The following is a 15,156-nucleotide window of genomic DNA, read 5'->3' on the forward strand; positions in this document are numbered from 1 at the left end:
CCGGATCATCTTCTAGGAACTCCAGTACAGACTCCACTGTCATCGTGGCTGAGCCTAAGTCAGTGAGAACAACCACACCGAGCTCCTGACTTAGGAGGTCGTTGATGGCAGATTCGATGAGGTCATACGAGGTTCCAATTCCCCCGTCTTCGAGTCCACCAGCTGTGCGGATGGTGATGTCCGAGGCCATCTGGGCTGCGAGTTCCGCGAGACCTTCGACAAGTTTGGCCGAATGAGAAACGAGTACGAGGCCAACGTGTGGTTGTGGCATCGTCTAAGCCTCCTCTGCTTTGTTGTTGCCGCTGTCTTCAGTCACTGCGCTCGAGGCTGCGTCGGCAGCCGCTGCTAGAAAGAGCGCGGTGGACGCCGCACCTGGGTCCTTGTGCCCTACGGATCGCTCTCCCAGATAGGAGGCACGTCCCTTCGTCGCCACCATTGAGATGGTAGCCTCGGCGCCTTCGGCTGCGACTTCGGCAGCCGCGCGCAGAACCTCAGCTGGGCTGCGTCCGGCATTTGCTGCTTCACGGGCAGCACGGGCAGCAGGACCCCAAGCATCAACCATCGTCTTCTCCCCCTCCGTGGCCTTGCCTCGCGAGGTGATTCCTTCAGCGGCGGCTTCGATAACTGCAGCCGCTGCAGAGGCATCGAGATCACCAGAGCCGGCTGCCTTAGCAGCACGTAAGAACGCGGTGCCCAACAGAGGCCCGGAGGCACCGCCAACAGTGGACATCAGAGTTTTGGCGGTGAGCTTGAGCACGTCCACAACGGTCGAGCCGTCTTCAGTGGTTTCGGCAGCAACCTTGTCCACCACGGCACGGAAACCGCGGTCGACGTTTTCACCATGGTCGCTGTCACCAATCACACGGTCTAGCTCGATGAGCTCATCACGATGGTCATGGGCGGCTGCAGCACAGTTCTTCATCCAGTCCTGTGCCCAAACAGTTGAAAGGTTAGTCATGATTACATTCCTTTGCGTAGAGCGGCGGTGTGGCAGGGGGCGTCGAACAGCGCAATATCTTGATCATCAGCGCGCATCACGGTGACAGAACAACCCGCCATATCCAAGCTAGTAACGAAGTCACCCACGAGTGATCTCTCGATGGTCACGCCCGCGTCCTTGAGACGTTGAGCCACACGGCGGTAGACCACATAGAGTTCCGAAGCAGGCGTAGCTCCCATGCCGTTCACCACAACGATGGTGCGCTCGCCTTCACTCAGTTTAAGGTCCGCCAGGATGGGATCCAGCAGGTGATCCGTTACGTCGTCAGCAGAAACAATCGGGATTTCTTTCCGGCCGGGTTCACCGTGAATACCGACGCCCAACTCGACCTCGTCCTCCCCCAAATCAAAGGAGGGCTTTCCCACATGGGGCACGGTGCACGCAGACAATGCTGCCCCCATAGTGGCAGTGTTCTCCACTACTTTCTTTGCGACAGCAGTAACGGCAGCAAGGTCATCGCCTCGCTCGGCGGCCGCGCCCGCCAGCTTCTCCACGAGAAGGGTTCCAGCCACGCCGCGGCGGCCAGCGGTATACGTTGAGTCCTCAACGGCGACATCGTCATCTACGATGACCTGGCTGACCTCAATGTCATCAAACTCGGCGAGTTCAGCCGCCGTATCGAAGTTGAGGACGTCCCCCGTGTAGTTCTTAACAATGTAAAGCACGCCCGCGCCGGTATTGACGGCGTTGGTTGCTGCTTGAATCGCATCCGGCGTCGGTGAGGTAAACATCGCACCGGGAACAGCAGCGTCGAGCATGCCATGGCCAACGAATCCCGCGTGGAGCGGCTCGTGTCCCGAACCGCCGCCAGAAACGACGGCGACCTTGCCGCTCTCCTTTTTCTCTTTGCGGCTTACGAATAGAGGGTCAGTTGCACGCGTGACGATGTCTTTGTGTGCCTGCGCGAATCCTTCAACAGATTCAGCAACAACGTTTTCCGGCGAGTTGATGAGCTTCTTCATCATCCATCTCCTTGGATCTTCTTAAGCCAAAGGCCTACGGGCAGGATGATATCGAGCTTACTCTTCCTAAAAACATTTACACCGTTCACATTTTCAGACGCACGTTCGGCGCACCTCCGCTGAGACTCAGCGGACGCTTCTCGAAGCGTTTACCACTTGCGCAGGTAGTCGATGCGCTCGCGAAGCTGCTCGGCGTCGCACAGCGCGGTGGGCGGCCCGCCGCAGGCCTTGCGTGCTTCGGTGTGAATGGCGCCGTGCGGGCGTCCGGTGCGCTGCGCGGTGATAGACACGACGGTGTTGAGTTCCTTGCGCAGCGCCGAGATTTCATCCACCGTTCCGGCATCGGAGCCGGCAAGGCTTGGTGCCGCCCCCGCAGCACCCGCCTGTCCCCCACGCTTCGGCGCGTGCGGGGTGCCGTAGAGCTTGCGACGCTGTTCCTCGGCTGCCTCGGCAGCCCGGCGCGCCTTTTCCTCAGCCTCACGGCGGTCCATTTCCTCGGATTGCTTCTTGCGCAGTAGGTCTTTTACCTGGTCGGCGTCGAGGAGCCCGGGGATGCCGAGGAAGTCGGCTTCCTCATCAGAGGTCATATCGCCGGTATTAAACTGCGAGCCGTTATAGAGCAGGCCAGAGAATTCGGCTTCGGCGCCTAAGGACTCATAAGACTTTTCCAACATATCTGGTTCGGTCTTTTTCTGGTTTGCTTGCTCGAGTAGCTCGTCGTCCCAGCCTTCTTTCTCCGTCTTTTCTTTGCCCAAAACGTGATCGCGGGATTTTTCCATGTGCTCTGCAAGGCCGAGGAGCACGGGGACGGAGGGAAGGAATACCGAGGCGGTTTCGCCAGGCATGCGGGAGCGCACGAAGCGGCCGATTGCCTGGGCGAAGAACAAGGGGGTCGACGCGGAGGTGGCGTAGACGCCCACCGCGAGGCGGGGCACGTCGACGCCCTCGGACACCATGCGGACGGCAACCATCCATTCATCGGTGGAGTCCGCAAATTCTTGAATGCGGTCCGAGGAGCCTGGGTCATCGGACAAAATGACCGAGACTGGGGTATTGGAGAGTTGCTTGAGGATTTTCGCGTAGGCACGGGCGGTGGTGGTATCGGAAGCGAGCACGAGCCCGCCGGCATCCGGCATATTGCGCCGCATCTGCATCAAGCGGGTATGCGCCGCCTGCAGCACGGCGGGGATCCATTCGCCCTTGGGGTCGAGCGCGGTTCGCCAGGCGCGCGCGGTTTGTTCCACGTTCATGATGTCACCCAGGCGCGCGGAGTGCTCCTCCCCGGCGGAGTCCCGCCAGCGCGCCTCGCCGGAGTAGGACAGGAAGACGACGGGGCGCACGACGCCATCGGCAAGCGCATCGCCGTAATCGTAGGTGTGGTCGGCGCGCGAGACCTTGTGTCCTTCCCCATCGTCCTCATAGCGCACAAAGGGGATGGGCGATTCATCGGAGCGAAACGGCGTACCGGTCAGCGCGAGGCGGTGGTTGACGTCGTCGTAGGCCTCCTTGACGCCATCGCCCCAGCTTTTGGCGTCGCCGGCGTGGTGAATCTCGTCCAAGATCACGAGCGTGCGCCGCGCAGAGGCAACGGCGCGATGCTTGAAGGGATGCATGCCCACTTGGGCATAGGTCACCACGATGCCATCCATGCTGGGGTTAACAGCAGAGGAATTCGTGAAGGCAGGATCCAAGGCCAAGCCCACCCGCGCGGCGGCGGCAGACCACTGCGTCTTCAGGTGCTCGGTAGGTACCACGACGATGACGCGCTCTACCGTGCGGTCTTCCATGAGCTCCGTTGCGATGCGCAGAGCAAAGGTGGTTTTACCCGCACCGGGGGTCGCCACGGCCATAAAATCTTGTGGCTTGGTGGCGAGGAATTTATCGAGGGCTGATTGCTGCCACGCGCGGAGGTTCGTCTTCTTAAACGTCCTCACTTGCGGCGAAGACCCTTAAAAACGCGTTCGCAATCGGGGCAGACCGGCGAGCCCGGCTTTGCCTGTTTGGTTACCGGGAAGGTCTCACCGCACAGGGCAACGACGTACTTGCCGTTGACCGCGGAATCAAGAATCTGATCCTTTTTGACGTAGTGGAAGAACTTCGGCGTGTCATTATCCGTCGTCGAAGTGTCTTCACGAATATCTGGCCGTTCAATTGTCTTCGTAGTCGTAGTCACGCACCCCATTTTGCCGCATCAGCATCGAACTTTGCGAGTCATGCGTCTACCCTTGGAGAACATGCACACTCTACGCACGCCAACGCCGGCTTTCCCGTCCCCTGTTGTAGGGTTACGCGGCGGGCTCCAGGGAGGTGCGTAGTTTAAGTGTTTGGCAAAAAGGAACGTTTTCTCATCACGGATGCCAAGCTCTCGCCCGCACAAGATCGCAGGCGCCGGGAGCTGTGGTACGGATTTTTCCAATTCCTGCGCGTGCCGTCCCTGCTCATTGCCGGGGTCTTTTTGTACATGCATTGGTGGTTGCTCGCGGCGATTATCGTGGGCGTGACCTTTCCTTTGCCGTGGATTGCCGTGGTCATTGGCAATAGCCGCGGTGAGAAGAAGGACAAGCGGGATAAAAATGTCTATAAACCCGCGATGAATCGTCAGCTATATTCGCAGTATCAGAACCAACAGATTTCCCGCGGTGGCTCCAAGGCAATCGAATCTCAGCATTCCGTTATTGACCATGACGATACTGCCTCCGATTAGGCGCATAACCCGCATGAATAGCACGACTGGAAAGGATCTTCTCCCAGCATGACGTCCTTTGGCCCTCATTTCGATGCCGCCGCGCTGCGCGATCTTGCCCCAGAGCTAGCGGAGGCTTTTTCGCAGGCCGGTTTTACTACCGATGGTTTAGCGGGACATTTGGGCCCGGAGCTTACGGAGGCCCTCTACCGCGGTGAGCCTGCCGCGGTGGCGCGCGGCACCGCTGGTAATTCCCAGCTGGATACGCTCATCCGCTTCTTCCTGTTGCATGAGCATCTGCCTGCCACGCTGCTTGCCGATGCCCTCGGGGCCCGCCTTGCCGCCAAGCTCCTGGATGCCGGCGTGGCGCTTTCCGATGATCGCGGCAGCATCTACATCGCCCTCGATATCCGGCCCCATATCATCGTTGGCTCCAACCGCCTCGTCTTTTCCGATGTCGATGCCTCGCTGGTGGACCACGTCCCCGGCGCGGATCACGTGTTGGGCGTCGGGGCGGCAAGCCTCTCGCTTTTGCAATCGACACCGGTGAGCCCGGTATCGACGGTGCTCGATCTGGGTACCGGCTCTGGCGTGCAACTGCTGGGGCAGCTCGAGAGCGCGCACAGCATTACGGCAACAGACGTCCACCGGCGCGCGCTTGATTTGGCCGGTGCGACCGTCGCGGCCGCGGGGTCTAGCACCGAGGTAGAGCTTGTAGAGGGCTCGTGGTTCGAGCCCGTTGCGGGGTGCACCTTTGATCGCATCGTTGCCAATCCCCCGTTCGTCGTTGGCCTCCCTGAGGTGGGCCATGTCTACCGCGATTCTGGGCTGAACTTGGATGGGGCCAGCGAATTGGTGGTATCCCAGGCAGTGGATCACCTCACCCCGGGCGGAACTGCGCATTTGCTCGCCGCCTGGGTACATACCAGTGGGCAGACCTGGCAGCAGCGCGTGGCCTCGTGGTTGCCGGATAAGGGTATCGCCGCCTGGATCATTCAGCGCGATATCGCCGATCCCTCCCTTTACGTATCCACGTGGCTCAAGGATGAATCGTTGGATGTGCGCAGCGATGAGGGCAAGGCCCGCTCCACGGCCTGGCTGAATCATTTCCACGACCACGATGTCACGGGTATCGGGTTCGGATTCGTCGCCATCCAAAAAATCGCCGATGATGAGCCCTCCGATATCTTGGCCGAAGAAATGCCGCAGCACTTTAGCGACCCTTTGGGCCCTGAGGTGGAAGAATACTTCGCCCGCGTGGCGTGGCTGCGCGATTTGGTTCCTGGTGAGCTGGAGGGCAAGCACTTTCAGGTACGCCCACAGGTGGCGAAGGAAGAAGTCAGCGTGGCCGATACCGATAACAAACAAGGATTTAACCGGGCGGTGATCCGCCTCACCCGTACCGATGGGCCCCGGTGGAGCCACGAAGTTGATGAGCACTTGGCCGCAATCGTTGCTGGCCTATCTCCCCAAGGACTCAACCTCGGCGAGACCGTGGGCCTCTATGCTGCCGCACACGGTTTCGATGAAGCAGAACTGACCGCGGCGGCGCTTCCCGCCATTATCGATCTGGTCCGCCACGGCATGCTCATTCCCACCGATCTGCTGCTCGAGGACGACGCTGCCCCAACAACCCACACCAATTAGCACCGGATAGCACCGCATACCTCTGAATAGCTGAGAAAGGAAGAGACTTTTATGCGCGCAGTACTAACCCGCGTGTCCAAGGCCGCGGTCACGGTTGCGGGTGAAACCGTCGGCGCCATTGACTGCCCGGAAACCGGCGGGCTTTTAGCCCTCGTCGGTGTTTCCAGGGAGGATTTGGACGATTGGGCACCGCGCGCGGAAAAGATGGCCCGCAAGATCGCGGAGCTGCGCATCCTGGAAGGTGAAGTATCGGTTGCCGATGCCGGAGCGCCGGTATTGGTTGTCAGCCAGTTCACGCTGTATGGCCGCACCGCCAAGGGGCGGCGCCCATCGTGGGCCGATGCGGCCCCAGGAGAAGAGGCCGAGCCGGTCATCGAGTACATCATCGAGCGCCTCCGCGAGCGCAATATCGCGGTGGAGGCAGGCCAATTCGGGGCTATGATGCGCGTATCTTCCGTCAACGAAGGCCCGTTCACGGTTTTGGTCGAGACCTAATTTCCTCTCACACGTTTTCTCTTCATCCGGCGTTTACCTGCACGAGCGCCCACTCACACCAGCGATTTTCTATGATCTAGCTCGCAAAGAGGCCGATATTGTTCAACAATGCATATGACTGGGCGCTGCGCAAGCTTTTTCAGAGTGATAATTTACCCAACCCAAATGTAATAAATTATTATCACGTGACATTACCGCGGGCTTATACTTAACACGTAACGAAGCGAATGGGCTGGATACAAGCTGAGAATTTAATTTCAGACCCTTGCCCGCGCACGCTGGTGAGAGAAAATATTTTCTCACTCCAGGGTGACAGGAGCCCTCTAGCTTCGGGCAACCCCATGCAGAGGAGGAAAGAAAATGTCCCACAAGCTCTTGCGCCACGGACCCGTCGAAAATCCAGAACACGGCGCGCAAAATCCGGAACAATTACCCGCAGAAGAAAAGCCACCCGCTGACGGCATAGAAACCCCATTTGCGGGCCAAGAAGGCGCCCCAGCGTGGAACAAAGAAGACACCGTTTGGATGCTCTCCCTATTCGGCACCGCCATTGGAGCCGGCGTGCTCTTCCTCCCTATCAACGCTGGCATCGGCGGCATCATCCCGCTTCTTATTATGACCGTCGTCGCCTTGCCGATGACCTACTGGGCCCACCGCGGCATGACCCGCCTGGTCCTATCAAGCTCAAAGCCAGATGGCGATCTCACCGACGTCGTGGAGGAACACTTCGGTGTTAAAGCCGGCGTGCTGATGAATATCCTCTACTTCCTCTCCGTCTACCCCATCCTGTTGGTGTACTCGGTAACCATCACCAACACGGTCAATTCCTTTTTGGAACACCAATTAGGCATCACCTCACCGGATCGGTGGCTTACCTCGCTGGTTCTCGTAGGCGGCCTCATCCTCGTCGTACGCATGGGCAAAAGCGTGGTCGTCCACGTCATGTCCTACTTGGTCTACCCGTTCATCGGCATCCTAGTCCTACTCTCGCTGTACCTCATCCCCAAGTGGAATACCGCACTCTTTGATAGCTTCGACCTCGACGTCGCGCGCGAAGCCTCCGGCCACGGCATGGGCATTACCTTGATGCTCCTAGTCCCAGTCATGGTCTTTTCCTTCAACCACTCGCCCATGATTTCTTCCTTCGCCGTTGACCGCCGCCAAACCTACGGCAAGTACGCGGAATACAAGTCCCGCAAGATATTGCTCCGCGCGGAAATCCTCATGGTCGCCGTCGTGATGTTCTTCGTCTTCTCCTGCGCGCTCAGCCTATCGCCTGCGGATATGGCCGAGGCCAAGGAACAAAACATCACCATCTTGTCTTACCTGGCCAACCACTTTGATAACCCCGTCATCCAGTGGATTGCCCCTATCATCGCCATGATTGCCGTAGCCAAGTCCTTCTTAGGTCACTACCTCGGCGCTGCAGAAGGCTTCGAGGGCCTCCTGGTCAAAGGCAGCAAGAATGCCAATAAAGATGACGCAGAATCCAGCCACAAGCTCGACACCATCACGCTTGTCTTCATGCTGGTAACCGCATGGCTCGTTGCCTGGGCAGATCCTTCCATCCTCGGCATGATTGAAACCCTCTGCGGCCCGACCATCGCCATCATGCTGTTCCTCATCCCGATGATTGCCATCCACAAGGTTCCAGCACTCGCCCGCTTTAAGGGCAAGGCCTCCAACTACTTCGTGTTCATCATGGGTCTTATTGCCCTCGCCACCATCATCTACTCCATCGTGCAGGCTTTCTAAGCAGCACTTGCTTCTCAGGATTTTCCAGGAGAAAACCATGTTCATCAGCATCTTCGATATGTTCAAGATCGGCATCGGCCCCTCAAGCTCACACACCCTTGGGCCAATGAAAGCCGGCAAGGCCTTCGTTGACGAGCTCAAAGAAAAAGACCTCATGGATAAGGTCACCCGCGTCCAAGCCAATGTCTACGGCTCCCTGTCTTTGACCGGTGTGGGCCACTCCACCGATAAAGCCATCCTGTTGGGACTGGCCGGCGAAGAACCAGAAACCGTCGATATCGACGGCATCTCCGCCTTCATGAAAGAGGTCAGCCAGAGCGAAACGCTGCTTCTCGGTGGTACGCACAAGGTGAGCTTCCCCAAAGACGGCGGATTCTACTTCCACGATGAATACCTCCCCATGCACGAAAACGGCATGTGCCTTATCGCCTTTGCCGGCGAGGAAGACATCTTGCACAAGACCTACTACTCAGTGGGTGGCGGGTTCATCGTCAAGCAAGAAGACTTCGCCATGCGCACCCGAGATACCGTTGACATCCCATTCGCTTATGCCAGCGCGGAAGAATTACTGGCGCTGTGTGAAACCAATAATATGACGCTCCCGGAGCTCGGCAGGGCCAATGAAAAGGCGCTGCGCAGCGAGGGGGACATCGACGAGCACCTGCGCAAGGTCCGCGATGTCATGTACACCGGCATCAAGCGCGGCTCCACAACCGATGGCCCGCTGCCCGGTGCCCTGCTCGTACCGCGCCGCGCCGCAGCCCTGAAGCGCAGGCTGGAACAATCCGACCCCCACGATGGCCTCAACATTTTGAGTTGGGTACACATGTTTGCCCTGGCCATTTCGGAGGAAAATGCCGCCTGTGGCCGCGTCGTCACCGCACCTACTAACGGCGCATGCGGCGTCGTGCCTGCGGTACTGGCCTATTTCGATGAATTCGTCGAGCCAGTTACCCCGAGCATGTTCGCGGACTATATCTTCGCCTGCAACCACATCGCCGCGCTCTACAAGATGAACGCCTCCATTTCCGGTGCGGAAGTAGGCTGCCAAGGAGAAATTGGCGTCGCCTGCTCCATGGCAGCGGCCGGGCTGGCCCAACTGATGGGGGCAACACCGGAACAGGTCTGCGTCGCGGCTGAAATCGGCATGGAACACAAATTGGGCCTGACCTGCGACCCGGTCCTAGGCCAAGTGCAAGTCCCCTGCATCGAGCGCAATGCCGTGGCTGCGGTAGACGCCATTACCAGCGCACGCATGGCCTTGGACCGCGAAAGCAAGCCATGTGTCAGCCTCGATGAGGTCATCTGGACTATGTACAACACCGGTAAGGACATCAACGCCAAATACCGGGAAACCTCACAAGGCGGCCTCGCCCTAGCGGTGCACCCGCCCATTCCGGTATGTGGTTAATGTCGGCACCCTAGGCTCCGGAAAGAGCGCCATATAAGGAGGTGAGTACTTGGCCACGGCCGGTTACTCGCCTCCTTTTGTCGTTACTTTGTGGTACCTTATCAATAATCTGACAGGAATTATAAGGACATGCTTCAGCTAATAAACCTTTCTAGCAGCCATGCCCCCGAAGAAAACTTCCTCGAGCAGTACATACCACTCGTCGATTTCCTCGGTCAGGCCATGGGCCCTAACACCGAAATCGTGCTTCATGATCTCGATGTACCCGATAAATCCATCATCGCCATTGCCAACGGCCACATCTCTGGACGCGAACTAGGCGGCCCGGTCACAGACTTTGCCCTCTGGTTCATGAAACAGGGCGACGCGGCGGCCGTTCCAATGATGACGGGATACCGCGCGGTCAATGGCGAGGGGAAAGTGTGCCGCTCCTCAAGCTATTTCCTGCGCGATACCACCGGCCATATGCGCGGCATGCTTTGTATCAATGTGGAATTATCCGAGCTGATCCAAATCCGCGATGCCGCTAACGCGATGATCGGTGGCACCGAACCGGCCATCGATAAGGCGAAGGCCTTCGGTGGCTACCCCGACACCACCACACCGCCAAAAACTCCGGCATCTGAAGCGACGGCGAATAAAAAGCCGGAAGCGCCCTATAGCGAATCACTGCGTTCCAACGTCGAGCACCTTCTGGACTCCATGCTGGATTCCGCGATTTCCACGCACTCCACTCCGGTCGAGGCGATGCAGCGCAACGAACGGCTCGAAGTCATCGCTTCCCTTGAAGACGCTGGCTTCTTCCTGCTCAAGGGTGGCATCGCCGCCGCGGCCGCAAGGCTCGGCGTATCTGAACCCACGGTATATCGCTACCTCGTACAAGTCCGCGGCTAAGACTTCCCCGCCACGTGGACATGGCAAACTTCTTGCATCCACGTGGCGCATGCGCTTGCCGACGCCCCCCAAAAAGGTGGAGCAAAGCGCCCGGCACGTCGCCGTTTTAAACATTTCAGGATCCGTGGGAACTAATTGCGTTCTCACACCGTTGTACTTCTTGAAACAGGCGACAATTTCAGGAGGCTGAAAAGATGACGAATCCATCTGCCAACACCGCCAATGGCACTTCGACTGCCACTACTGATGAGGAACAGGAAGTAGACCGCGGGTCTCGCCGCAATCAAACCAATGACAACCCCTCCGCTGACTTGGTACGTGTCTACCTCAACGGAATCGGCAAGACCGCCCTGCTCAGTGCTGAGGACGAGGTTGAACTCGCGCAAACCATTGAGGTGGGCCTGTATGCAGAGTACAAGCTCAATAACGCGGAGAAGCTGACCCGTGCAGAAAAGCGCGACCTGAAGATCTTGGCCCGCGAGGGCAAGAAGGCCCGCTCCCACCTGCTGGAGGCAAACCTGCGCCTCGTAGTCTCCTTGGCCAAGCGTTACACCGGCCGCGGAATGCCGCTATTGGACCTCATTCAAGAGGGCAACCTTGGCCTTATCCGCGCTATGGAAAAGTTCGATTACGCCAAGGGCTTTAAGTTTTCCACCTACGCCACGTGGTGGATCCGCCAGGCCATTACCCGCGGCATGGCAGATCAGTCGCGCACTATCCGCCTCCCAGTCCACCTTGTGGAACAGGTAAATAAGCTTTCCCGCATCAAGCGCGAGATGTATCAGTCCTTGGGCCGCGAGGCGACCAATGAGGAACTGTCCGAGGAATCTGGCATCGATGAGGACAAGATCGAGATGCTGCTGCGCCAGTCCCGCGATCCCGTCTCACTCGACATGCCTGTCGGCACTGACGAGGAAGCCCCATTGGGCGACTTCATCGAAGATGCTGAGGCTACCGATGCTGAGACCGCCGTCGTGGCCTCTATGCGCCACTCCGATATCCGCGGTGTCATCGATACGCTAGAAAAGCGCGAGCAGGACGTCATCCGCCTGCGCTACGGCTTGGATGACGGCGTGCCACGCACCCTTGACCAGATTGGTCGCCGGTTCGGGCTCTCCCGCGAACGCGTACGCCAAATCGAGCGTGAGGTCATGGCGAAGTTGCGCGATGGCAACCGCGCCGATCGCCTCCGCGAGTACGCGCATTAGAACTCTTCGCCTCCTGAACCTTCTTTAATCGCGACCTCGACTGTGCCGCCGAGAATTTTCCCAGTGCGCTTTCGAGGTCGCGTTCTCTATGCAAGCGGCGAGCGCAAACTCGTCTCCTTAAAATCTCTCCAGCAAACTTAGGGCAACTTAAGCTAGTCTGGATACAGAATGTAAAAAGCGCTGTCTGCTTTGCGCACGGCACGCATTACTGTTTTCAAAGAAAGGTATGCCCACGTGAGGGACCTCGTTGATACTACTGAGATGTACCTTCGGACCATTTATGAATTGGAAGAAGAAGGCATCACTCCCCTGCGCGCCCGGATTGCGGAACGCCTAGAGCAGTCCGGACCTACCGTATCCCAAACCGTTGCTCGCATGGAGCGCGATGGCCTCCTCCACGTTCGTTCGGACAGGAGCTTGGATCTAACCGAAAAGGGACGCGAATTGGCCACGGCGGTTATGCGCAAGCACCGACTCGCGGAGCGTTTGCTTACTGATGTCCTCGGGCTCGATATCAGCAAGGTCCACGATGAGGCCTGCCGCTGGGAGCACGTAATGAGCGAAGAGGTAGAAAAGCGCATGGTATCGGTCCTCGATGACCCCAGCCGCTCGCCTTTTGGTAACCCCATTCCGGCGCTGGCGCAACTGGGCTTCCAGGTCCCCGAACCAGCGATTGGGACGCGGGCTATCGATCTCCCGGATGGCGAAGAGAAGTCCGCCAAGATTATCCAGATCAATGAGATTCTGCAGGTAGATGAGGCTACCTTCCGGGACCTCGCAGAGGCTGGAATCCGCATCGGCACCGAAGTTACCGTGGTTAATAATGGCGGCACCATTTCGCTTACCACTCCCTCGGGTAAGGTCATCACCTTGGCAGATGATTTGGCGCACGCTGTGCGCGTGGAGGTCTAGGTCATGAAGCTTTTGGTTACTGGCGGCGCCGGCTATGTCGGCAGCGTGTGTTCCGCAGTCCTCGTTGAGCAAGGCCACGACGTCACCATCATCGATAACTTTTCTACGGGCAACCGCGATGCCGTACCGGACTCGGCCCGTGTGGTAGAAGGCGATGTGGCAGACAAGGCCGCAGAGGTACTGGGTGAAGGCGGCTTCGAGGGCGTTCTGCACTTCGCCGCCCGCTCTCTCGTCGGTGAATCCGTGGAAAAGCCGGACGAATACTGGCAGCACAACGTCGTGACCACGCTGCGCCTGCTCAACGCCATGCGCGATAACGATGTGAAAAGCCTCGTCTTTTCTTCCACCGCGGCCACCTACGGCGAACCGGCTCAGGTACCTATTACTGAGGACATGCCGACCCAGCCCACGAATCCCTATGGCGCTAGCAAACTAGCTATCGACTACATGATTTCGTCTTTTACCCAGGCGTTTGGGCTCGCCGCTACGTCCCTGCGCTATTTCAACGTCGCCGGCGCCTACCGCTCCATCGGCGAAAACCGCGAGATTGAAACCCACCTCATCCCCATTGTCCTGCAGGTTGCTCTGGGGCACCGCGATAAGATTTTCATGTTTGGCACGGATTGGGATACCCCGGATGGCACGCCGGTGCGCGACTACATCCACATCCGCGATCTTGCCGATGCCCACGTGCTTGCCCTCCACAGCAATGCCCCCGGCACCCACCGGATCTATAACTTGGGTTCCGGCGAGGGATACTCCGTCAAGCAGGTCATCGAGATGTGCCGGAAAGTCACCGGCCACGAGATTCCGGCGGAGATCGCCCCGCGTCGTGCCGGAGACCCAGCCACGCTGATTGCATCCTCAGACAAGATCAAGCGGGAGCTGGATTGGAATCCCCAGCGCACTGACTTGGAAACCATCGTGACCGACGCGTGGAATTTCACGCGCCAGCTGGGCGACCGGGCGCATTCGGCGCGGCGCTAAAGCGCGGGGCTACACAAAGCCATCGGCATCAATCCCCGCTGCTTCCCGCGCCGCGTCGCAACCACGGCTTAGGCTGGTAATGAGGCGTTCCCCCATTCCGCTGCGATAGGCCTGAGCGATGAGCTGGCTTAAATTGTGGCCCGGTGCCTCATCGATGGCGACGGTCAGCGCCGGACCGGCGTAAAGCCCGAATTTCTGCGCCACCTGGGTCGCTGCAAACAGCGCCAAGGCGTTATAGCGGATGGTGCCGCCAAAGGTGCGCGCCGTGGCTAGGAGCAAGGTACCGGCCGCGTGCGGGGATTCGACGAGGTCTCGGATGACCAAGTCGCGCATCCACGTCGTCGACATCCACATTGCCCCCACGCAGAGTAATTCTTCGTTATCCAGGGTCTCTTCCAAGGTTTCTACCTCGCTTAATACGTACTGCGCATCCGCGATGAGGTGCTGGACCACCCGGGTTGGATTCGTTGAGCCATACCCGTGGCCGGCACGCATTTGCCGGGACAATTCCTCGGCGCAGCGCTGCATGGACACGATTTCTTCGTGCCCAAAGTACGGGTTGTGCGGGGCAAATTGCTGGACCAGCTCATCGCGGGAAAGCTCCGGCAAGGTACCGTTTTCTACGCAGGCGCGCATGGAAGAGCTGGTGGAAATAGCGGGAATGGTTCCTTCGGTCCAAGCGTGCATAGGGCCCTTGCCATTGCCGGTGCCAAAGCCGAATACGAGGTCGTAGGCGGTGGATGTGGCGATTTCTTCCACAAGCCAGCAGGCATCGATTCCGGTGCCCTTGTCATCTTCGAAGTGGTAGAGCGCCTCGATCATCTCCCAGAGCTCTACTTCCTCGCGTTGGGAGATGATAAAGCCGAGGACGACTTCCGGGTTGCCGCAGTGAAAGGCGCTCATGATCTCTGGGAGGGCGTCGGGGACATCGGACAGGTCTATGCGTGCAACTGGCCCCATGGTGCGGCCTGCTGGGGTTGGTTCGATGGAGATGAGGACAATGGATTCTGCTGGGAAGAATCCGAGGATTCCTGGAATATTGGCAAGGATATCGCCGGGTGTACGGATGGGCTGTTGTGGTGTTGTGATCTTCATGGCTCCTAGCTTCGGGGCCCGCGACAACTGCCGAAAGCCCAGCGCGGGCAGAGGGCCGAAATCTGTGGATAAGGTGGGTGAAAGGGGGCATCGGCAAGCAGTTATGC

General features: G+C 58.7%; 15 protein-coding genes. 9 read left to right on the forward strand and 6 right to left on the reverse strand.

All coding sequences use genetic code 11. From position 1 onward, the window contains the following. The 5 genes from ABRP93_RS09190 to ABRP93_RS09210 all read right to left on the reverse strand — a co-directional run. On the reverse strand, positions 1-271 hold a 271-nt coding region (locus ABRP93_RS09190), incomplete at its 3' end, for a PTS-dependent dihydroxyacetone kinase phosphotransferase subunit DhaM (protein ID WP_502879656.1). A gap of 3 nt (positions 272-274) precedes the next feature. Beyond that, complete coding sequence (gene dhaL / locus ABRP93_RS09195; protein ID WP_349887737.1) at positions 275-958, reverse strand: dihydroxyacetone kinase subunit DhaL; 684 nt, start codon at positions 956-958, stop codon at positions 275-277. Between the two features lie 2 nt (positions 959-960). Continuing rightward, positions 961-1,962, reverse strand: coding sequence for a dihydroxyacetone kinase subunit DhaK (gene dhaK, locus ABRP93_RS09200; RefSeq protein ID WP_023022664.1), 1,002 nt, complete (start codon positions 1,960-1,962; stop codon positions 961-963). A 149-nt stretch (positions 1,963-2,111) separates the two neighbouring features. Continuing rightward, positions 2,112-3,896 carry a DEAD/DEAH box helicase gene (locus ABRP93_RS09205; RefSeq protein WP_349887738.1) on the reverse strand — a complete coding sequence of 595 codons (1,785 nt, stop codon included), beginning with the start codon at positions 3,894-3,896 and terminating at the stop codon, positions 2,112-2,114. Beyond that, positions 3,893-4,144, reverse strand: a complete 252-nt coding sequence (locus ABRP93_RS09210; protein WP_005278940.1) for a DUF3039 domain-containing protein — start codon at positions 4,142-4,144, stop codon at positions 3,893-3,895. Before ABRP93_RS09210 ends, ABRP93_RS09205 begins: the two co-directional genes overlap by 4 nt. A gap of 138 nt (positions 4,145-4,282) precedes the next feature. On the opposite strand from ABRP93_RS09210, the gene ABRP93_RS09215 reads away from it, so the two are divergent. From ABRP93_RS09215 to galE, 9 genes are all read left to right on the forward strand, one after another. After that, complete coding sequence (locus ABRP93_RS09215; protein WP_005278938.1) at positions 4,283-4,666, forward strand: DUF3099 domain-containing protein; 384 nt, start codon at positions 4,283-4,285, stop codon at positions 4,664-4,666. 48 nt (positions 4,667-4,714) lie between these two features. After that, positions 4,715-6,292, forward strand: coding sequence for a DUF7782 domain-containing protein (locus ABRP93_RS09220; RefSeq protein WP_349887739.1), 1,578 nt, complete (start codon positions 4,715-4,717; stop codon positions 6,290-6,292). A gap of 51 nt (positions 6,293-6,343) precedes the next feature. After that, the gene (gene dtd, locus ABRP93_RS09225) at positions 6,344-6,787 is read left to right on the forward strand and encodes a D-aminoacyl-tRNA deacylase (protein ID WP_349863656.1); all 444 of its coding nucleotides are present in this window, start codon (positions 6,344-6,346) and stop codon (positions 6,785-6,787) included. A 360-nt stretch (positions 6,788-7,147) separates the two neighbouring features. Then, a complete protein-coding gene (locus ABRP93_RS09230) occupies positions 7,148-8,542 on the forward strand; it encodes an SLC5/6 family protein (protein ID WP_349887740.1) in 1,395 nt (464 codons plus the stop codon). Between the two features lie 37 nt (positions 8,543-8,579). Next, entirely contained in the window at positions 8,580-9,953 is a 1,374-nt protein-coding gene (locus tag ABRP93_RS09235) for an L-serine ammonia-lyase (protein ID WP_023022679.1), read from the forward strand. Between the two features lie 129 nt (positions 9,954-10,082). After that, positions 10,083-10,847 (forward strand): helix-turn-helix transcriptional regulator, encoded by a 765-nt coding sequence (locus tag ABRP93_RS09240; protein ID WP_349887741.1) that lies wholly within the window; start codon positions 10,083-10,085, stop codon positions 10,845-10,847. 194 nt (positions 10,848-11,041) lie between these two features. Further along, complete coding sequence (locus ABRP93_RS09245; RefSeq protein WP_349887742.1) at positions 11,042-12,055, forward strand: sigma-70 family RNA polymerase sigma factor; 1,014 nt, start codon at positions 11,042-11,044, stop codon at positions 12,053-12,055. Positions 12,056-12,289: 234 nt separating this feature from the next. Then, complete coding sequence (locus ABRP93_RS09250; RefSeq protein WP_349887743.1) at positions 12,290-12,967, forward strand: metal-dependent transcriptional regulator; 678 nt, start codon at positions 12,290-12,292, stop codon at positions 12,965-12,967. Positions 12,968-12,970: 3 nt separating this feature from the next. Continuing rightward, positions 12,971-13,954, forward strand: coding sequence for a UDP-glucose 4-epimerase GalE (gene galE, locus ABRP93_RS09255; RefSeq protein ID WP_349887744.1), 984 nt, complete (start codon positions 12,971-12,973; stop codon positions 13,952-13,954). 9 nt (positions 13,955-13,963) lie between these two features. Here the strand turns inward: galE and ABRP93_RS09260 are convergent, their stop codons facing one another. Then, positions 13,964-15,049, reverse strand: a complete 1,086-nt coding sequence (locus tag ABRP93_RS09260; protein ID WP_349887745.1) for a DUF4192 domain-containing protein — start codon at positions 15,047-15,049, stop codon at positions 13,964-13,966. Between the last annotated feature and the right edge of the window lie 107 nt (positions 15,050-15,156).

Source organism: Corynebacterium sp. KPL2850 (assembly GCF_040225855.1).
GTDB lineage: Bacteria > Actinomycetota > Actinomycetes > Mycobacteriales > Mycobacteriaceae > Corynebacterium.

What these genes read in the sequence shown, in the direction of transcription:
- dhaK (WP_023022664.1), bottom strand. Translation starts at nt 1,962, where the DNA reads ATGAAGAAGCTCATCAACTCGCCGGAAAACGTTGTTGCTGAATCTGTT.
- ABRP93_RS09220 (WP_349887739.1), top strand. Translation starts at nt 4,715, where the DNA reads ATGACGTCCTTTGGCCCTCATTTCGATGCCGCCGCGCTGCGCGATCTT.
- ABRP93_RS09260 (WP_349887745.1), bottom strand. Translation starts at nt 15,049, where the DNA reads ATGAAGATCACAACACCACAACAGCCCATCCGTACACCCGGCGATATC.
- ABRP93_RS09245 (WP_349887742.1), top strand. Translation starts at nt 11,042, where the DNA reads ATGACGAATCCATCTGCCAACACCGCCAATGGCACTTCGACTGCCACT.
- galE (WP_349887744.1), top strand. Translation starts at nt 12,971, where the DNA reads ATGAAGCTTTTGGTTACTGGCGGCGCCGGCTATGTCGGCAGCGTGTGT.
- dhaL (WP_349887737.1), bottom strand. Translation starts at nt 958, where the DNA reads ATGACTAACCTTTCAACTGTTTGGGCACAGGACTGGATGAAGAACTGT.
- ABRP93_RS09240 (WP_349887741.1), top strand. Translation starts at nt 10,083, where the DNA reads ATGCTTCAGCTAATAAACCTTTCTAGCAGCCATGCCCCCGAAGAAAAC.
- ABRP93_RS09230 (WP_349887740.1), top strand. Translation starts at nt 7,148, where the DNA reads ATGTCCCACAAGCTCTTGCGCCACGGACCCGTCGAAAATCCAGAACAC.
- ABRP93_RS09210 (WP_005278940.1), bottom strand. Translation starts at nt 4,144, where the DNA reads ATGGGGTGCGTGACTACGACTACGAAGACAATTGAACGGCCAGATATT.
- ABRP93_RS09235 (WP_023022679.1), top strand. Translation starts at nt 8,580, where the DNA reads ATGTTCATCAGCATCTTCGATATGTTCAAGATCGGCATCGGCCCCTCA.
- dtd (WP_349863656.1), top strand. Translation starts at nt 6,344, where the DNA reads ATGCGCGCAGTACTAACCCGCGTGTCCAAGGCCGCGGTCACGGTTGCG.